Source organism: Neobacillus ginsengisoli (genome assembly GCF_030813055.1).
Genome location: NZ_JAUSTW010000001.1, coordinates 862,442 through 880,192, shown reverse-complemented (window position 1 = coordinate 880,192; position 17,751 = coordinate 862,442). Strand labels below are relative to the sequence as shown.

Annotated in this window: 20 protein-coding genes; 8 read left to right on the top strand and 12 right to left on the bottom strand. The window is 35.9% G+C overall.

All coding sequences use genetic code 11. The features are described 5' to 3' along the window. The first annotated feature begins 145 nt into the window (after nucleotides 1-145). Nucleotides 146-679, top strand: a complete 534-nt coding sequence (locus J2S10_RS04690; RefSeq protein WP_307404872.1) for a YceI family protein — start codon at nucleotides 146-148, stop codon at nucleotides 677-679. Between the two features lie 201 nt (nucleotides 680-880). Then, entirely contained in the window at nucleotides 881-1,849 is a 969-nt protein-coding gene (locus J2S10_RS04685) for a glutaminase (RefSeq protein WP_307405158.1), read from the top strand. Nucleotides 1,850-2,121: 272 nt separating this feature from the next. Here J2S10_RS04685 and J2S10_RS04680 read toward each other — a convergent pair whose 3' ends face one another. Next, complete coding sequence (locus J2S10_RS04680; protein ID WP_307405156.1) at nucleotides 2,122-2,613, bottom strand: L,D-transpeptidase family protein; 492 nt, start codon at nucleotides 2,611-2,613, stop codon at nucleotides 2,122-2,124. A gap of 159 nt (nucleotides 2,614-2,772) precedes the next feature. Here J2S10_RS04680 and J2S10_RS04675 point away from each other — a divergent pair, with 159 nt between their 5' ends. The 3 genes from J2S10_RS04675 to J2S10_RS04665 all read left to right on the top strand — a co-directional run bounded on the left by J2S10_RS04675 (nucleotide 2,773) and on the right by J2S10_RS04665 (nucleotide 4,848). After that, nucleotides 2,773-3,666 carry a LysR family transcriptional regulator gene (locus tag J2S10_RS04675; protein ID WP_442417887.1) on the top strand — a complete coding sequence of 298 codons (894 nt, stop codon included), beginning with the start codon at nucleotides 2,773-2,775 and terminating at the stop codon, nucleotides 3,664-3,666. 121 nt (nucleotides 3,667-3,787) lie between these two features. After that, nucleotides 3,788-4,156, top strand: a complete 369-nt coding sequence (locus tag J2S10_RS04670) for a CidA/LrgA family protein (RefSeq protein WP_307404868.1) — start codon at nucleotides 3,788-3,790, stop codon at nucleotides 4,154-4,156. Continuing rightward, nucleotides 4,153-4,848 (top strand): LrgB family protein, encoded by a 696-nt coding sequence (locus J2S10_RS04665; protein WP_307404866.1) that lies wholly within the window; start codon nucleotides 4,153-4,155, stop codon nucleotides 4,846-4,848. The genes J2S10_RS04670 and J2S10_RS04665 overlap by 4 nt, the downstream gene beginning before the upstream one ends. Nucleotides 4,849-4,892: 44 nt before the next feature. Here J2S10_RS04665 and J2S10_RS04660 read toward each other — a convergent pair whose 3' ends face one another. The 7 genes from J2S10_RS04660 to J2S10_RS04630 form a co-directional block, all read right to left on the bottom strand. Next, a complete protein-coding gene (locus tag J2S10_RS04660; protein ID WP_307404864.1) occupies nucleotides 4,893-6,395 on the bottom strand; it encodes an aminotransferase class V-fold PLP-dependent enzyme in 1,503 nt (500 codons plus the stop codon). 136 nt (nucleotides 6,396-6,531) lie between these two features. After that, nucleotides 6,532-6,873: a hypothetical protein gene (locus tag J2S10_RS04655; protein WP_307404862.1), complete on the bottom strand. Its 342-nt coding sequence runs from the start codon at nucleotides 6,871-6,873 to the stop codon at nucleotides 6,532-6,534. 518 nt (nucleotides 6,874-7,391) lie between these two features. After that, on the bottom strand, nucleotides 7,392-8,120 hold the full coding sequence (locus tag J2S10_RS04650; RefSeq protein WP_307404860.1) for a polysaccharide deacetylase family protein: 729 nt from the start codon (nucleotides 8,118-8,120) through the stop codon (nucleotides 7,392-7,394). Nucleotides 8,121-8,209: 89 nt separating this feature from the next. Then, entirely contained in the window at nucleotides 8,210-8,938 is a 729-nt protein-coding gene (gene queE, locus J2S10_RS04645; RefSeq protein WP_307404858.1) for a 7-carboxy-7-deazaguanine synthase QueE, read from the bottom strand. Further along, entirely contained in the window at nucleotides 8,931-9,413 is a 483-nt protein-coding gene (gene queD / locus J2S10_RS04640) for a 6-carboxytetrahydropterin synthase QueD (protein WP_307404856.1), read from the bottom strand. Before queD ends, queE begins: the two co-directional genes overlap by 8 nt. 5 nt (nucleotides 9,414-9,418) lie before the next feature. Further along, nucleotides 9,419-10,078 (bottom strand): 7-cyano-7-deazaguanine synthase QueC, encoded by a 660-nt coding sequence (gene queC, locus J2S10_RS04635; RefSeq protein WP_307405154.1) that lies wholly within the window; start codon nucleotides 10,076-10,078, stop codon nucleotides 9,419-9,421. A gap of 442 nt (nucleotides 10,079-10,520) precedes the next feature. Then, nucleotides 10,521-11,411 (bottom strand): AraC family transcriptional regulator, encoded by an 891-nt coding sequence (locus J2S10_RS04630; protein WP_307404854.1) that lies wholly within the window; start codon nucleotides 11,409-11,411, stop codon nucleotides 10,521-10,523. 108 nt (nucleotides 11,412-11,519) lie between these two features. On the opposite strand from J2S10_RS04630, the gene J2S10_RS04625 reads away from it, so the two are divergent. Then, the gene (locus tag J2S10_RS04625) at nucleotides 11,520-12,464 is read left to right on the top strand and encodes a DMT family transporter (protein ID WP_307404852.1); all 945 of its coding nucleotides are present in this window, start codon (nucleotides 11,520-11,522) and stop codon (nucleotides 12,462-12,464) included. 145 nt (nucleotides 12,465-12,609) lie between these two features. Here the strand turns inward: J2S10_RS04625 and J2S10_RS04620 are convergent, their stop codons facing one another. Next, nucleotides 12,610-13,464, bottom strand: coding sequence for a DMT family transporter (locus J2S10_RS04620; RefSeq protein WP_307404850.1), 855 nt, complete (start codon nucleotides 13,462-13,464; stop codon nucleotides 12,610-12,612). 225 nt (nucleotides 13,465-13,689) lie between these two features. On the opposite strand from J2S10_RS04620, the gene J2S10_RS04615 reads away from it, so the two are divergent. Both J2S10_RS04615 and J2S10_RS04610 read left to right on the top strand, forming a co-directional pair. Continuing rightward, nucleotides 13,690-14,568 carry a MerR family transcriptional regulator gene (locus J2S10_RS04615; RefSeq protein ID WP_307404848.1) on the top strand — a complete coding sequence of 293 codons (879 nt, stop codon included), beginning with the start codon at nucleotides 13,690-13,692 and terminating at the stop codon, nucleotides 14,566-14,568. A 62-nt stretch (nucleotides 14,569-14,630) separates the two neighbouring features. Beyond that, on the top strand, nucleotides 14,631-15,152 hold the full coding sequence (locus J2S10_RS04610) for a MerR family transcriptional regulator (RefSeq protein ID WP_307404845.1): 522 nt from the start codon (nucleotides 14,631-14,633) through the stop codon (nucleotides 15,150-15,152). 151 nt (nucleotides 15,153-15,303) lie between these two features. On the opposite strand, the gene hxlB is transcribed toward J2S10_RS04610, so the two are convergent. The 3 genes from hxlB to J2S10_RS04595 all read right to left on the bottom strand — a co-directional run bounded on the left by hxlB (nucleotide 15,304) and on the right by J2S10_RS04595 (nucleotide 17,649). Then, nucleotides 15,304-15,852 carry a 6-phospho-3-hexuloisomerase gene (gene hxlB, locus J2S10_RS04605; RefSeq protein ID WP_307404843.1) on the bottom strand — a complete coding sequence of 183 codons (549 nt, stop codon included), beginning with the start codon at nucleotides 15,850-15,852 and terminating at the stop codon, nucleotides 15,304-15,306. A 2-nt stretch (nucleotides 15,853-15,854) separates the two neighbouring features. Next, nucleotides 15,855-16,496, bottom strand: a complete 642-nt coding sequence (gene hxlA, locus J2S10_RS04600) for a 3-hexulose-6-phosphate synthase (RefSeq protein WP_307404841.1) — start codon at nucleotides 16,494-16,496, stop codon at nucleotides 15,855-15,857. Nucleotides 16,497-16,665: 169 nt separating this feature from the next. After that, nucleotides 16,666-17,649 (bottom strand): LacI family DNA-binding transcriptional regulator, encoded by a 984-nt coding sequence (locus J2S10_RS04595; protein WP_307404839.1) that lies wholly within the window; start codon nucleotides 17,647-17,649, stop codon nucleotides 16,666-16,668. Between the last annotated feature and the right edge of the window lie 102 nt (nucleotides 17,650-17,751).

The window sequence follows — 17,751 nt, the reverse complement described above, 5'->3', positions numbered from 1 at the left end:
TTTCTTAAAGGGAAAAAGATTATAAAAATTAGTAATAAAAATAATTGACAATAAGGTTACACACAACATATATTTTATCTTGAATTAAGTTATTTCGATTTCAAGATAAATAATTCCAAACAATCTCAATTGGAGGAGAAACAAAATGACAAAAACTAAATGGGCAATTGATGCCGCACATAGCAGTGTAGATTTTTCTATTCGTCATATGATGATTGCAAATGTGAAAGGTGCTTTTCATAACTTCAATGCAACAATCGAAGCAGATCCAACTGATTTAACAACTGCAACTATTGAATTCACAATTGAAACTTCAAGTGTTGACACTCGCAGCAAAGATCGCGATGCTCACTTAGTTTCTGCAGATTTCTTCGATGTAGAAAATTACCCAACAATGACTTTCCGTTCAACAAACATTGAAAAAACAGATGATGGTGAATATAACGTTACCGGAGATTTAACTCTTCGCGGGACAACGAGGCCGGAAACCTTCGCTGTCACATTTGAAGGTCAAGGTAAAGATCCATGGGGCAATGAAAAGGTAGGCTTCAGCGCAACAGGTGCTATAAACCGTTCTGATTATGGATTAACTTGGAATGCTGCTTTAGAAACCGGCGGCGTCCTTGTTGGGGATAAAGTAAAAATTAATCTACAAATTCAGGCAGCAAAAGCAGAATAATTTATGATTAAAAAGGCAGGGCGGGATGATTCTGCCCTGCCTTTTTAATCATTTTAATACTTTTACTAATAATAAAACTGTTCCTTTCCTTTTCAGTTTGAATTATGATAAAAAATGCAGCTTCGGTATAATAAGAAATGCTATTTTACTAATAATAAATTAGACTGTTGATTCAGAAAGGATCCAAGATCTATGAAGGATATGTTACCTAACGAAATAATCTCCAAGCAACAACAGCTTGATGAAATGGTTTTAGAATTTAAAAACTATACAGCAAATGGAGCAACTGCCAGTTATATTCCGGCCTTAAAAAAAGCTGACCCCAATGATCTCGGGATTTGTATGATATCTTCAGAAGGAACTTTTATAAAATCAGGGGATGCTGAAAAAAGTTTTACTCTGCAAAGCATCTCTAAGGTCATTAGCTTTATTCTTGCCTGTAAAACAAGAGGAATACCATCTGTATTGGAGTATGTGGATGTGGAACCGACCGGAGATGCCTTTAATTCAATTTTCCGCTTAGAGTTAAGCCATCCAGGTAGACCGTTTAATCCAATGATAAACGCTGGAGCAATTACGGTTGCTTCCCTACTTCCAGGTGACTCACCAACTAAAAAAATTGATTCACTATTATCGTTTTTAGAAAAAATGATTGGCAGAAAACCTATGATAAATGAGGACGTTTTTTTATCAGAGTGGAAAACAGCAAATCGCAACCGTTCACTTGCCTATTGGCTTAAGGAAACCGGCTACCTCCTATGTGATGTGGAAGAAGCTATGGAGGTATATTTAAAACTTTGCTCCATCGAAATGACTGTCTCTGAATTAGCACAAATTGGTTTGATTTTAGCCCGAGATGGTATCCATCCTTATTCTAGCGAGTTATTGTTTTCACCTGAAATAGCCAGTTTAACAAAGACGTTAATGTTAACATGCGGTATGTACGACTATTCAGGGCGATTTGCGGCCTTTGTCGGGATTCCAGCCAAAAGTGGTGTCTCAGGAGGAATATTGGCAGCGATCCCACCAAGTGCAAGGGTGTTAAATAATCGCTCAACCAGCTGGGGCATAGGTCTATATGGTCCTGCCATAGATAAGCACGGCAATAGTACAGCCGGAGTTAAGCTTCTTACATATCTATCAAAAGAATGGAATTTACGGTTGCTTTAAATAAAAAATGTAAGCTCTCCTTTGCAGAGAGCTTTACTTTATTCAATCGATTTAAAATGAATCAGTCAATTTTCTAAGCTTATACTTATTTTAAAATTGTTTCAGTAATTTGTGAAGCAGTTCCACCTAGATCATATAGATTCAATCTATTATTTTGCTCAATAAAATCTTTTGGAAAAATTTTTCTTGGATTATATTAAAAAAAGCCAAAAGGAAGTAAAACAAAGAACCACCCTTCTGAATTTCTCAGAGAGGGTCTCTTTGTTTTAAATCTATTGTTGAATGATCACTCTAGTTCCATTTGGAACTATCTCAGACAGCTGAAGTACATCCCGATTGTACATTCTCACACAACCATGTGAAACTGCCTTGCCTATCGAACTTGGATCATTCGTACCATGAATCCCATAACCCTGTCTTGAGAGTGAAAGCCACATTACCCCAAAGGGACCACCGGGATTCAATTGCCGATTAACAATTACATATTCTCCTGTCGGTGTATTTGTTAACATCTTTCCTACAGCGATTGGAAAGATTTTCACGAGTCCTCCATTTTTATATAACGCAAGTCTGCGCTTTCTTACTGTAATTTGGATAGAATAAGGAATGGTATCAGGTTCAGGCAGTCCCGGAATTTGAATTTTTTGTCCCACGAACAAATGACCTATCCCCGGATTTGCAGCATAGAGGCGGTGCAGGTTAACCCGATAATTAGCGGCAATAGAAGCAAGCGTTTCACCGGGCTTTACTGTATGAATCATGATTTCCCACCTTTTTTTCTTTTAGCATATGCGGAGAATTGTCAGGCGTTGCCTACATATAGGAAGAATGGATTTAATAATTGAGTTTCAATTTAAGATAAGGTTATACCTCCTTTCAATTTTTTCGATTATAATAAGCCGTAGCATTTGGAGGTGTTTATATTGGAAATTCGGCAACTGAAGTATTTTATGGAAGTGGCGAAATATAAAAGTATTACCAAAGCCTCGGAATCCCTTCATATTTCGCAGCCAGCCCTCAGTAAGATGATCAAGGGGCTTGAAGATGAATTGGGGATGCCATTAATTATCCGCACAAATAAGACGAGTGATATTACAGATGCCGGTTTGATTGTATTGGATTATGCACAAAGGATGATGATGCTTATAGAAGAAATGTCTACTACTTTAAACGACATAACGAACCTTTCACGAGGTCAAATTCATATCGGTTTACCGCCCATTATTGGGAGTCTTTTCTTTCCTAAGGTAATTGCAAAATTTCATCAACAATTTCCAAATGTTCATATCAATATCACGGAATACGGTGGAGCCAGGGTTGTAAAAAGTGTCGAGGAAGGTGAATTTGAATTAGGGGTAGCTGTCCTTCCTATTGAAGAACAAAAATTTGATGTTTACCCCATTGTTGAAGAGGAAATGAAATTGTTGGTACATCACAAGCACAAGCTTGCCGCACGTGAATTCGTTGAATTATATGAATTAAAGGATGAAGAATTTATTTTTTATAATGAGGAATTTGCTTTATATCAAATCATGCGTGACGAATTTATCAATCAGGGATTTGAGCCAAAGATTTTATTCAAAAGCTCGCAGTGGGACTTAATGTCTGAAATGGTGGCAGCGAATCTTGGTGTCACAGCCCTTCCTGAGTCCATTTGTAATCGCGTGATGAATCCTGATATTAAAATTATTAGACTGCGACCGGCGATTCCTTGGAAGCTTGCTGTAATTACAAAAAAAGATCGTTACATTTCATACGCCGGGCACACCCTTATAAACTATATCTTAAATGAAAAGCAATTTTTTTATTATAACTAAAAGTTATCTTATTTATTCTAATTATGTATTTTACGAATAACCAAATCCAGCGTAACATTACTTATATAAATTTACATGAGGAGCCATTTGAGCTCTTTTCTATCATAGGAAGGTTGTTACGATGAAGTTGTTCAAAATCATAATTCAGATATTATTTATTAATCTTTTTCTTTTAATAGGAGTTGGCATCAAATCAGTTGTGAATGTGCCGATTCCTGCTTCAATGATTGGATTAATCCTATTATTCCTAGCTTTAATGCTTAATATCATAAAACTTGAATGGGTAGAGGAAGGCGGAAAATGGCTCTTAGCTGAATTGCTTCTTTTCTTTGTTCCTTCTGCTGTGGGTATTGTCAATTACAAAGAAATTTTAGGTATACAAGGTGTTGAAATGGTTTTCTTAATAGGCTTTAGTACGTTAATTGTTATGGGTACGACGGCTTTTATTTCTGAGAAGCTTTATAATAGAAAGAAAAGTAGTGCCCTATGAGTATGGTTTTATTTACAATCGCAACCTATTTCGCATATAGGATAAGTAAAAAAGCCTATACAAAATGGTCGTATCCATTTTTATATCCCTTGGTAATAGCACCAATTGCTCTAATTGGATTGTTAAGTTCTTTTCACGTGTCAGCGAATGAATATTTGCATGCATCTAAAGTGTTGACATATATGTTAGGACCTGCAACAGTAGCTTTTGCCATTCCAGTATATAAACATTTTCATTTAGTAAAGAAATATATCGGGAACATACTGGTTAGCATTACATGTGGTACACTTATTGCCATTTTCTCGTCGTTCGGTCTTTCCGAATTACTTCATTTAAAACCGGATTTCATATTGAGTATTCTACCAAGATCAATTACTACTCCTATTGCAATTGAAGTATCGAAGGAGATTGGCGGTCTGCCCACTTTAACAACGGTCTTCGTTATTATGACTGGCATAATTGGGGGTATTATTGGCCCGTTGGTAATTAAGGGGTTAGCGATTAAAACACCGATTGCTAAAGGGTTAGCGCTTGGTACGGCAGCACACGGGTCTGGAACGAACAAAGCATTGGAATATGGTGAACAAGAAGCCACTTTTTCAACACTTGCTATGATCTTTGCAGCTTGGATTACATTCTTTTGGGGATTTTCATTGATTCCCGCACTGATGAATTTTGTTCATCTCCATTAAAATAACGCCTATCCCTCACGACTTGGGATAGGCATTTTCTTATATCATTCAAACCGGAAAAGCGGTGCCATATCTTCTCTAATGTGATGTATATAAAAATAATCATTACTCATCACATCATAAATATATTCTTTTTTCCATTCCTCAATATTAAGTGTTATTTCCTTAATGGCATTTACAAAAAGTAAAATTTCCTCGTTTGTCATAACAGGATGTAAGGAAAATCGGACCCACCCCGGTTTATCCGATAAATCTCCCTGATCGATTTTATTGGTAATTTTCTTAGATGCTTGCTGGTCAATATGATAGAGGTAATGCCCGTAAGTACCTGCACATGAACACCCGCCGCGAACCTGAAAGCCAAACCGATCATTTAATAATCGAACAATTAGATTATAATGGATATTTTCAATATAAAATGAAACAATACCCAAACGGTCCTTCTTATGCCCATCAAGAATGTGCAGATTTGGTATTGCTTCTAAATTTGGCAGGAGCAGGGTTAATAATTCTTTTTCTCTTTTTAAAATTCTTTCAACATTCATCAGGTCCTTTAAATTTAAACAAAGTGCAATACGGATTGCTTGAAGGATCCCGGGAGTGCCCCCATCCTCTCGGAGTTCAATATCAGAATAATAGTGATGCTCACCCCATGGATTTGTCCATGTAACGGTTCCTCCACCCGGATGGTCAGGAATTTTATTACGATACAATCTTGAATCAAAGACTAAAACACCACTTGTCCCCGGTCCTCCAAGAAACTTATGAGGAGAGAAAAAAATGGCATCTAGCTTTTCCAAGGGATCTTTAGGATGCATATCAATGGATATATATGGTGCAGAAGCTGCAAAATCCACAAAACAAAATCCGCCATGTTGATGCATGACTTTGGCCAGTTGATAGTAGGGAGTCTGTATTCCCGTTACATTGGAACAAGCCGTAAATGAACCAATCTTAATTGTACGCTCCTTATATTGATGAAGTAGCTGTTCAAGCTGATAAACATCCACTTCTCCTTTAGAGTCAGGACTCAGAATGACCACATCACCTATCGTTTCCAGCCAAGAGGTTTGATTAGAATGATGCTCCATATGTGACAGGAATATAATTGGCCGTTCGTTTTCGGTAAGCTCCAAACGCTCTTTCATTTGTTCAGGAACTCTGATTCCTAATATTCTTTGAAATTTATTCATCACGGATGTCATCCCAAATCCATCCAGGATAACAACATCATTTTCATCTGCATGAACATGTTCCTTAATTATTTTCTTTGATTGTTTATAGATTCCTGTCATCATTAAACTGGTAATATTTGATTCTGTATGAGTATTCGCCATATAAGGACCAAAAACCTCCGAAATTTTTTGTTCAATTGGCCTATATAACCGTCCACTTGCGGTCCAATCCGCGTAAATTATTTTCTTCTTCCCATAGGGAGAATCAAATTCTTGGTTCATTCCAATGACCTGGGCCCGAAAGTTATCAAAATATTCTTCGAGATTATTAAACATTCGATAGGTTTTACTGCCTATCTTTGCGGTGATCATTTTTTTCACCTCACTTTTTTACCTGCTAATCAATATATGCAAAGTGCTTTGGTGCTGTTTCCGTCTGCACGGATGTAGATTTTCCTCAATGAAAAAAGCAGTCTGAACAAATATGTCAGACTGCTTTTATCTTAAATTAAGAAACCTTAGCGGATTCTTTTCTCGTAACTTCCTCAATCTTTTGAATAAACATTTGAAATACTCGTCTTTTTTCTTCTAGATCGCGTATGTATTCCTTAAGCTGATTATAGCTTTCTTCAAAAGGTTTATGGTACATTTGACGAATTTTTTCGATAATCTCTTCGTTAACTGTTGATTGGATTACTTGCTTCGTTATCCCATATTTGTAGGAGTATACTTTCAATTCCTGTGCTACTTCGTCATATTCTTTTGCAATTTCATCCAGCACGAGGGAAATATCATCCTTCCATTCTTCCAGAGACTTCTGCAAATAGGATTTTGCGATCGTTTCTTCCATACAAGCACCTGCCCTAAAAAAGTCTTTATTACGCTTACCTTATTATAGCGATGTTTGATTACATGAAAGTTTCTTACTGTTTACAAAGTTTTATCAATTACTATTTTTCAATGATGTTCTATTTGTACTAAAATCGTTACAAATTGTTAACATACTAGTCATCAGTTTTTAAAATGAATAGTTTAATATATTAATGAAAATCAAAGTTGTTCGGGCTTATTTGCTCTGGTTTCAACCTCAAAGAGTTTGAGTTTGTGGCTATGATTTTAAGCACGAACAACGACAAATTAAATTTAATTTATTTAAAAGATGGTTTTCTTAAAGAACATTGAATACTTTCATTCTGTAGTTCAGGAGCAAATTCCACTAGTTTTTTAACAAAATAACAGGTTTCAGGGAAATGATGTTCTAAAAACCTTAAGGCCGTTTTATTTAGTATTTTATCTCCCTTCTATAAAATTCCCCCTTTTCAAAGAGTATATCAAAGAGCATATTCCCCTCCCTACCAATATATTTCTTCATTCTCCCTTCACAGCTTTTGCAAAATCTTTGAGTGTCGTTGAATATTTCACGTAAATTCGAGGAATGTAAAAAAGTTCGTTTTTTATGCCATGTTCAGAAAATAGTTCAGGCGTCGTAGTAATCCCAAAACGATAGTATTTCATCGTCTCTTTAACAACCCTGTCATTAAAATTTCCGTATGGATAAGCAAGAGCAATGACAGGTTTGCCTGATATTTTTTCGATTTTTTCCTTTGACCCCTTCAATTCATATTGGTAATCTTCAATTTTTGTCAAATCAGGATGTGTAGCAGTATGTGACTGGATAGAGAAAATTCCCGAGTTAACCAACATTTTTATATCTGATTCTGCTAAGCGGTTTGAACGATTAATAAAGTCTGAAATAACAAAAATAGTACCGGTTGGTTGAAAATGCGCTGTCTTCAGCTTTTGAAAAATAGAAAATGCGTTCAAATTATTTTTATATCCATCATCAAAAGTGATGAAAATAGGTTTATTTACTTTATTCATATCTTGCCATCGTTCAAATGTTAATAGAGTATACCCATGATCTTTGAGATATGTCATTTGTTTTTCAAAATTTTCGGGTGTTACATATAACTCCTTTATGCCATGACCATTGTATTCATCTATCGAATGATAAATCAAAATTGGCACTTTTTGCTGAGCAAATACAGGTGCTGGAATTCCAAAAATTATAAGACAAAAGATCCATAACTTCTTCATAAAACTCCTCACTTTATTCAAAGAAATGTAGATATTACTTATTGTTTCCTAAACAAAAAATGCCTATCCAAATTGGATAAGCATTAACCTTACACTCCTCGTTTATTCCCCCACAAATAGGTGTGTAATTGCGGAAGAACTTTAACATTTGTTAATTCATGGTCAGCGATGACTTTATCAATCAGCCATTCATATTTATTTAACAGCCCTCTAACTAACTCTTCATTATCAGTGGTGGTAATGTCCTCATTTCCAACCTGTAAAAAGAAAGGAACATTTGGATAGCGATGATAAACTTTTTTTGCATATTCATAGTCCTGATCATCGAAAATGACAACCTTTAAACTGACATGTTTCTCCGAATTTTTGTTGGCCACTCTTTTAATAATTGTATCTAATACGTCAAAATCAGTTTCCATTCGAGAGCTCGGCGGCTTTGGTGAAATCGTTAATTCGTCAATATCGAAAAACCAATCCTGCCATTTGCTACCTTGGGTTTCCAAACAAACTTTAATATTTTTTTCCTTTAAAAGGTCTATCAAGCTATTAAGGTTTTTTAATAATGCGGGGTTTCCACCTGAAATGGTCACAAAAGAGAACCCATCTCCACCAAGGCCCTTTAATTCTTCCCATATATCTTCCGCATTCATCATTTTTGTATCATCTTTTCCCGTACCATCCCAAGTAAAAGACGAATCGCACCAGCTACAGGAATAATCACAGCCCGAGGTTCTAACAAACATCGTTTTCTGCCCAATAACCATGCCTTCGCCTTGGATGGTTGGACCGAAAATTTCAAGCACAGGTAATTTACTCACACTCCATCCACTCCCTTCTGGTTTCAGCATAGCTGGTAGGTGTTTCAAACAGTCGCACAAATTCAACTCTCGCCCCATGATATTGTTTCTGTCTATCTTCCTTTTGAAGAGACGACGCCATTTTTTCATAAATCCAAACAACCATATTTTCAGCTGTTGTATTCATAGGAGGGAGAGTTTCATTTAGATACTTGTGATCAAGATAAACCTCAATTTCATTTTTCCAAATTTCTTTAATATCACCAAAATCCATCATTAACCCGCGCTCGTCTACAAATCCGCTTAAGCCAAAAATCACTCGATAGGTATGCCCATGTAAATTTTTACATTTTCCTTCATAATTGTGTAAATGATGGGCTGCATCAAAGGTAAACTCCTTGCTGACCAAAACCCTCTTAGTATGATATTTTAATTGGTCCTTTTGAATATCTTCATCAATTTTTTGGAGTTTATCGACAATTCGAAAACCGTACATAGCAGTTAAAACTCCTTTCGATTTTTCAGGTATTCATTCAAACCTTTTTGCCTTAGTTTACAGGAAGGACATTCTCCACAACCATCTGCAATCATTCCGTTATAACAAGTTAAGGTCTTTTCCCTGACAAAATCTAAAGCACCCAGAGTATCCGCTAATCCCCAAGTTTCTGCCTTATTTAGCCACATAAGCGGTGTATGAATAACGAACTGTGCGTTCATTGAAAGGTTTAATGTTACATTAAGGGATTTTACAAAAATATCTCTGCAGTCAGGGTAGCCGCTGAAGTCAGTTTCACAAACACCTGTGACAATATGGGCTGAACCAATTTGGCTTGCCAAAATTCCCGCAAAGGATAGGAAGATTAAATTCCTTCCAGGTACAAATGATGAAGGAAGTTCACCGTCTTCGCCTTCTTTCACTTCAATATCATCCCTGGTTAACGCACTTGGAGCTAATTGATTTAAAAGAGCCATATCCAGTATATGGTGTCTTACACCAAGCTCTTTCGTTATATTTTTGGCACACTCAATTTCAAGGCTATGCCGTTGATTATAGTCAAAAGTAACTGCTTCTACTTCGTTAAATCTGTCCAATGCCCAAAATAAACAAGTCGTACTATCCTGACCACCGCTAAACACAACAAGCGCTTTGCTATTTTCCATCATTTTCATTCTCCTTAAAATAGAAAAACAGCACCACTAAGAAAGCAGTACTGTTTCTCTTAGTTTTTTTTGAGAGGGGTGCTAGAACCTCTACCGCTATAAAAGCGGATTATATATATTTCCGTTAATTACTATACCATAAAAAAAATATTTTCATAGTATAAAATGATGCAAAATTTTGTTGGAAAATTTTTAAAACCTATATTTATTTCTATGCTGTATTATTTTGAATCATCCCGAGTTATGAATTTTATTATCCCATCATTTTTTCAAAACAATTATAGGGAGCTGATCAAAACGAGAATCGGATAAATCCCCTTTGTTCGAATCCGGCTCGCTTATACAAGGCTATGGCTCCCGGGTTTCGCTAAATATATCGAGTCGATTGCTTGTATAATTTCATTGCTTTTTTTATTGATATATCAATGTTTTTCGAAGTAATTTAACAATCATCCATTTTATTTTTTTTGTATGATAATGGTGTCATGTTCAACGACTTTCGGAATTTATCAATGAAATAGCTTGTACTATTAAATCCTACTTGATAGGCTACTTCTGTAACATTGGAGTCTGCTTGTTTCAACAGACTTAAGCTTTTTTGAATACGATAATCGGTTACGTAATTCAATGGTGTTTTCTTTAAAATTCGTTTGAAATATCGACAGCATTCGGAACGGCTCAATTGACCAGCTCGGGCAATATCGTCTAACATGATTTTTTCAGCATAATGGAGATGGATCCAATTTAACATTTGCTTCATTCGATGACTCTTTACCATTTCCGTCTGTTCGTATTCTAATTGAAAGCCATTAATGATTAAGTTTCGCCAAATTAACGTTAGCTGTACGGTAATGTCGATTTCATAGCAGGGTAATTTTTGATGAATTAATTGATTGATTTTTATAATGGCATCTAAAATATTTTTTCCCCAAGGCTTATTTGGATCTATGGATAGGTAAGGTAGATTAGTCGCTTGAATATAGGGATATACAAAGGTTGTATAGAGTTCTTGTGTTAAAACGAAATGAGGAGAAACATTTAAACAAATATAAACACAGTCGGAATAATTCTTTTCTTTCGCCATATGCAGGCAGCCACTATTTATAAAAAGCCCTTCGCCTTCTCGAACCACTAGTTTTTCTTCATTTATTTGAAAGATTGCTTCACCTTTTTCAATCAGAACAAATTGAATTTCATCATGCCAATGAAGCGGTATATATCCATGTATATTTTGGTTAATTTTTGTTTCGTAACATGCAATCGGTAACACGACTGTACGATGTTGGGTCAGCTCTTTTAAACTTTGGTCAATCATGAAATTTTTTATCTGCAAAAATATCACCTCAATATATTTATATTTTTCCGTTCAATATGCGTATTTTTAATGATAATTTCCACTTATTATAACACTATTATTATATTTAAAGGTGGAGAATCATTCATGAAGAGAAGAACAGGATTATTTCTTGTTATAACGGGAGCAATATTTTGGGGAATTGGCGGTACCGTCGCACAAAAGCTTTTTCAACAATCCGCAATTGATGTAAATTGGCTTGTAACGACTAGATTACTCATAGCTGGTTTTTTACTTTTATCAGTTCAATTTTTTGGAAAAGACCGTTCTCAGATACTTGGTGTCTGGAAAAATAGAAGGACAGCTGTTGAACTGATTATTTTTGGGTTAATCGGTATGCTTGGAGTTCAATACACGTATATGGCATCGATTAAACATGGTAATGCTGCTGTTGCAACGCTATTACAATATTTAGCACCAGTAATGATAATCATTTACTTAATTTTACGCAAACATACTGTTCTAAATCGACGAGATTTGTTAACTGTTTTGCTTGCTTTAGTCGGTTGCTATTTCTTATTAACTAACGGCTCCATCTCTCAGCTATCTGTGCCGACACTTGCAATAGGTTGGGGGGTTTTATCTGGACTATCATCAGCATTTTATACTTTATATGCCGTTCCTCTACTAAAGCAATACGATTCTCTTGTCATTGTTGGCTGGTCTATGATTATCGGTGGCTTTGCATTAAGTTTTATCCACCCACCTTGGCAAATCGACTTTACAAGCTTAACAACAGAATCCTATTTATACTTAGTATTCGTTATACTATTCGGAACAATGTTTGCATTTTGGTTCTATATAGAAAGCTTAAAAAGTCTTTCACCTAAAGAAACAAGCCTTCTAGGTTGTTTAGAGCCATTGGCAGCTGTTTTAACAACGGTCTTTTGGTTAAAAGAATCATTTGGATTTTTCCAATGGGGTGGTACAGTTTGTATCATTGGAATGATTTTATTATTGGCTTTGAATAAAAAATCTACTTCTATAGCTAGCAAACCCTTTAAAAAAGAAAAGCCCCTGGTTGTTAGCTAATACTCTAACTGTGAGGGGCATTATGATTCTGCCCCTTTCGTTGATTGAAGAAGGCTGAATAACATTTTAACTATATTTATCCTTAAAACGTGTTAAAAGCAGTCAATTCTATCGGGAAACCCACTTAGGGCTACCCAAAAATATTTTATATTTTTGTAAAAATAATACCCAATAGAGCTGAAAAAACGCCAATAACCTGATAAAGTTTTAGCTTTTCCTTAAAAATCCAGTAACCGGCGAGGACTACTATTAAACAATTTAGGCTAACTATCGGAAAAATTATACTTGCTGTACCTGCCTGTAAGGCATAGAAATAAGCACTATATCCCAGGATGCTAATTATTCCAACTAAAGATCCGACATTTGCTTCAGATTTTTGCCATTTTTCTTTCTGAAGCAAACTACAAACAGCTAAATAGGCAGAGCCTCCTCCATACATCGAGATCAGTATGTTTAATGAATTTATATGGAGGTAGGAGGATGTTTTCATTAATATTCCTAACAGCCCAAAAGACAAAATTGCCAATAAAACACGGAACATCCAAGGTAAATAACTTGTTTTCCGATTTTTAGTGGGTGAATACTGGATGGCCATTGCAGATCCAAGCATGACTACGATTCCAACCCATTGCAGTATCGTAATTTTTTCATGAAAAATAATTCCCGCACTTAAAATTGGAAAAATAGCATTGGTTCCTATTAGTGGTGAAGTTAAGCTAGCCGGACCATTTTCAAATGCTTTTGACATTTGAATATTGCCATTTGCATTTAAAATTCCAATCAACGTTCCCAGCAAAATGGTTAGTAAATTAATAGGAGTCGTTCCATAAAAGAAACTAAATCCAAAAGTTAGTAAAAAGGCAACAAAATAAAAGTAAAATTGAATATGTAATTTCGATAATCCTCTGCCGGTACTCCACTTAAATATAGAATTGTTGGTTCCAAAGCTAATCATTGTCACAAATGCTGCTGCTATCCACATGCTGACCCTTCTTTCCATAGAATATCCACTTCAAATTTTAGACTTTTTTTTCACTTTTCTCAATAATTTTTTGATATTTTTCGTCATTGGTTCTCAATTTGGAAGAATATGTTGTTATTTCGTGATTTCCGTCTTGTTTTGATAGCTTTTGTCATGTGGCAGGAAAATGCACTAGTGAATGTTGAATTATTTATCCAAAGATATTAAAAAATTATGAATTTTATATAGAAAGGATTGAACTTTATGCGAACCTATGCAATGAAAGAGGTTGCCAAAAAAATAAAGGTGCCACCAGGGACAATCCGCCAGTGGGAAAAAGACCTTAACGGATTACTCGTAATTCCCCGAACCAAACAAGGGGCCAGAATTTATACAGATTGGGAGATTAATCTTCTTAATGAAATCAAACTTATGTACGCAAATAAGCTAGGTATAGAAGTAATAAAGGATTGGCTACAAGAGACGCTTGAGCCGGAAAGTGAAGCTGTTGATGAATTACCGGAAATTGATACGTCCTTGTCTATTCCCGCCTATGAAGTTGACCGGATCCCAACTGACGAAGCCGCAATTAAATATGCTGATCAATTTTTCGACGCGATGGATACATACAAGGATAATTTCTTAAATGAAGTAAAAGCGGAAATCCGTAGTGTCGTACGAAGAGAAGTATTAGACGAAGTTAAAAAAGAGATTTCCAAGGGATCTTTAATAACTGTTAAGTCCATCTCTGACTCCATATATAAGTCGACTGAGAATACAAAAGCCGGTATTCAAGAACTTACGGAAACGATTGAAAAATCATCTGAACATACTGCTGATTCTTTGCAGTATCTTTCTAGCCGTATTACTAATGTTTCGATTGAGACATCTGAAGAAATTTATACTCTTTCCCAGCAGCTATCCGAAACAACTGAAGAGTTGGCTCATTATGTTGATGTCACAAATAAAGAAATTTACAGTCTTACTGAGGAAATTTCGAAGGATCGTGAACACTTTGTCGAAGAGCGTGAACAATACCGCCATGATATAAGTCGAAGAGAGGCTGCCTTTCAAAATATGTTATCAAGCTTTAGGGATGTTGCTGCAGCAAAAGAGAAGAAATGGTGGAAATTCTGGTCCTAATTTCAGAAGCCGGATCTTTAGTCTCGGATTGATGACCTATTCTATTAATGGGGTGATTCGATATGAATACAAGTGAAGTTGCAAAATTATTAGGGGTATCCTCCAGTACCATACAACGCTGGGTAAAACAGCTCAAATTGCCGATGGAACGGAATGAACGTGGCCATTATTTCTTTAATAATGAAGATATTGAAGTGTTAAAAAAAATACAGGGACAAATTCAAAATGGTGCTATTCTGCAGGAAATTGCCCCATTGCAAGAGAAAAAGCCACGAAAAGGGATTGTTAAGCAAGCAGAAGAAAACCAGGATTTTGAAAAATTAGCCAAAAAGGTAAGTGAGCTGGAACTACGCCTTTATGATAAAGCTGATTCAGTCGCTTCCTACCAACTCCTACAGCATCGCCGTGAAATTGAAGAACTGCAAAACGAGGTGAAAGAATTGACTCACCACCTGGAAACTCTTCAAAGTCAGTTTAATGAACTAAAAGACCCCCATTCAAACGAATCAATAGTCTTTGATCAAGGCAAACAAAAAAAGAAAACAAAGAAGAAAAACATTGTAAGTGTAATATTCGGATTTTAACGCTTAACGTTGTGAATGCACAAATATTTGATTACCATGCCAGACTGCGTTCCAATTAAATTTTGGCGGAAATTATTAACAAATTCAATTAGAAAAAAGTGAGCTGTGAGAAGCCAAGCTCACTTTCTCTGCAAAACTCTTGTTTTAGCTACTACTCTAAATTACTATGTTGCTTAAAAGCTTGTTGATGGTCCACATGATTGAGCTCACTATATAAAAGACAGATTGAATCAAAAAGAATATGCACACATTGATCAAATAAAGAGCCCAGTGGTTGTATCGTTTTTAACTCATTTTCATGGCGATACTTTGTGGCTGCAGGTACATGAAGAAACTTTTCGGCAACAGCAGCTAAAGATGACTCTGTATTAGTTGTAACTGCTAATACTTCGTTGCCAATCGTTTTCGTTTTTTCTGCAGTCCAAATAACATTTTTCGTTGTTCCTGATCCGGAAACAGCAACTAACACATCTCCCTCTCCAATAGAAGGAGTGATTGTCTCACCTACAACATAAACAGTTGCTCCAAGATGCATTAGCCTCATTGCAAACGATTTAGCCATTAAACCGGACCGTCCTTCTCCAACTACAAAAATCCGCTTTGCTTTATGTAAACGAATAGCGAATTCTTGAAGCTGTTCTTGATCTACATGATTAAGCACTGTTTCAATTTCTTTTAAAATTGTCGGAATAACTTTCATGCTTACACACCTTTCATTTGAAAAATCATTTGTTTAAATTTTGCGGCAGTAGCTGCAGGGTCTTCCGCTTTCGTTATTGCAGACCCGATAATCGCAACAGTTGGATTCATCTTTTGTTTTAGGTTCACAAATGACTCCAAAGTGATTCCACCTGCAACGGCAATCTGAAGAGAGTCATCTTCATAAAGACCCCCGCCGCTCGTCCCCGGATTGCGTGAACCTGATTCCTCTTGTTCATCCTTACTAACATGATCACAGAAAATAACATCGCTATATTTCAATAAAGCTCGTTTTTGTTCCTCAGAGGAATTTAATAAATCGATCATGACTTTTTTATTAAAACGCCTCGCGACCTCCAAACAAGTAGCAATTGTAACGAGAGGGGACACTCCCATTACGGTAGCCACGTCAGCCCCTGCATTAAAACACATTTCAAATTCATAGCGGGCATTATCAATCGTTTTTATATCGGCAACAATCACCTTTTTGGGAAATGCCTTTTTTAATTCATTTATACTGCTGACGCCATATTCCTTAATTAGAGAAGTTCCAACCTCAATCCAGTCAATAGAACTCTCAACCAACCTTGTTAATTGGATTGCTTCTTCGATTTCCATTCTGTCTAATGCTAATTGAATTTTCATGTTGCAAACTCCTTTTGATTTAGTAAATCGATTTACTAAATCGGTTTATAAATAAAATTATAAGGCTTTTGGAAGCGTTTTTCAATCGAAAATGTTCCTAGTCATTATGGAATAATAAAAGCAATCGGCAGTTAATTCCGATTGCTTTTACTATTTTTTAGAGGAAACGTTAACGGAATAGGACCTTGCTTGGAAAAACAAATTCTTTTGGTCCCGCATCTGTTTTATTAATTTGGTCAAATAATAATTCTGCAGCCTTATTGCCCATTTCAAAGGCTGGTTGAATAATGAATGATATGGGAGACTCAATCAAATGAGCAAAAGGTATATTATCAAATACGATGAGATCAATTTCACTACCCAGCTTTATTCCTTTTATCTGGAGAAATTCTACTACCTCCAAAAATACACGATCATTCGCCGCAAATAGCGCAGTAGGTCGATCTTTTAATAAAAAAAGTTTATCAAGTCTCTTTTTCATTTCAGAAATACTTGCTTCTAAAACAAAGTCAGGGTTAATTTCGAAACCCGAATCAAGCAATGCCTTTTTATAGCCTTCCAGTCGTTCTATTCGTGTGCTAATCGTGAGAGGCTGGACAGCAAAAGCGATTTTCTGATTTCCTCTATTAATAAGCTCCCTAATAGCCTGATAGGTAGATTCCAAGTTGTCCGTAACAACTGAAAACGCTTCAAGGTGTGATACCTTCCTGTCCATAAACACGACAGGGTACCCCTCTTTTATCATGCTTTTATACAAATCGGTATTGTGTCCTGTCGGAAAAATAATCAGACCATCCACTTGCTTGGCCCTAAGCATTTCAATATATTTTTTTTCTTTCAACGGGTCATCATCGGCGTTGCATACGATTGCATGCAAATCATGCTTATGAAAAAAATCCTCTATCGCACGGCTTACTTCAGTTGAGAAACGATGCATGATGTTAGCTACGATGATTCCAACCATAGAGGTGCGCTTTTGTTTTAGGCTTCTAGCGATGTAATTGGGTTGATAACCCAGCTTTGAAATCGCTTCTTCAATCTTAATTTTTGTTTTTTCCCCCATATATTCAAAGCGATTATTTAAAAACTGGGACACCGTGCTTTTGGATACCCCAGCTTCTTTGGCAACATCTGCCATTGTAACTCTTTCCATTCTATCTTCCTCTTTCAGCGTATTTCATTGACTCCATTTTATCGGTTAAAGAATTTATTATCCAGTATAATAAAAAAGAAGATGACCCATATGCATCAGTCA

What these genes read in the sequence shown, in the direction of transcription:
- J2S10_RS04690 (WP_307404872.1), top strand. Translation starts at nt 146, where the DNA reads ATGACAAAAACTAAATGGGCAATTGATGCCGCACATAGCAGTGTAGAT.
- J2S10_RS04685 (WP_307405158.1), top strand. Translation starts at nt 881, where the DNA reads ATGTTACCTAACGAAATAATCTCCAAGCAACAACAGCTTGATGAAATG.
- J2S10_RS04670 (WP_307404868.1), top strand. Translation starts at nt 3,788, where the DNA reads ATGAAGTTGTTCAAAATCATAATTCAGATATTATTTATTAATCTTTTT.
- J2S10_RS04665 (WP_307404866.1), top strand. Translation starts at nt 4,153, where the DNA reads ATGAGTATGGTTTTATTTACAATCGCAACCTATTTCGCATATAGGATA.
- J2S10_RS04660 (WP_307404864.1), bottom strand. Translation starts at nt 6,395, where the DNA reads ATGATCACCGCAAAGATAGGCAGTAAAACCTATCGAATGTTTAATAAT.
- J2S10_RS04655 (WP_307404862.1), bottom strand. Translation starts at nt 6,873, where the DNA reads ATGGAAGAAACGATCGCAAAATCCTATTTGCAGAAGTCTCTGGAAGAA.
- J2S10_RS04650 (WP_307404860.1), bottom strand. Translation starts at nt 8,120, where the DNA reads ATGAAGAAGTTATGGATCTTTTGTCTTATAATTTTTGGAATTCCAGCA.
- queD (WP_307404856.1), bottom strand. Translation starts at nt 9,413, where the DNA reads ATGTACGGTTTTCGAATTGTCGATAAACTCCAAAAAATTGATGAAGAT.
- queC (WP_307405154.1), bottom strand. Translation starts at nt 10,078, where the DNA reads ATGGAAAATAGCAAAGCGCTTGTTGTGTTTAGCGGTGGTCAGGATAGT.
- J2S10_RS04625 (WP_307404852.1), top strand. Translation starts at nt 11,520, where the DNA reads ATGAAGAGAAGAACAGGATTATTTCTTGTTATAACGGGAGCAATATTT.
- J2S10_RS04620 (WP_307404850.1), bottom strand. Translation starts at nt 13,464, where the DNA reads ATGGAAAGAAGGGTCAGCATGTGGATAGCAGCAGCATTTGTGACAATG.
- J2S10_RS04615 (WP_307404848.1), top strand. Translation starts at nt 13,690, where the DNA reads ATGCGAACCTATGCAATGAAAGAGGTTGCCAAAAAAATAAAGGTGCCA.
- J2S10_RS04610 (WP_307404845.1), top strand. Translation starts at nt 14,631, where the DNA reads ATGAATACAAGTGAAGTTGCAAAATTATTAGGGGTATCCTCCAGTACC.
- hxlB (WP_307404843.1), bottom strand. Translation starts at nt 15,852, where the DNA reads ATGAAAGTTATTCCGACAATTTTAAAAGAAATTGAAACAGTGCTTAAT.
- hxlA (WP_307404841.1), bottom strand. Translation starts at nt 16,496, where the DNA reads ATGAAAATTCAATTAGCATTAGACAGAATGGAAATCGAAGAAGCAATC.
- J2S10_RS04595 (WP_307404839.1), bottom strand. Translation starts at nt 17,649, where the DNA reads ATGGAAAGAGTTACAATGGCAGATGTTGCCAAAGAAGCTGGGGTATCC.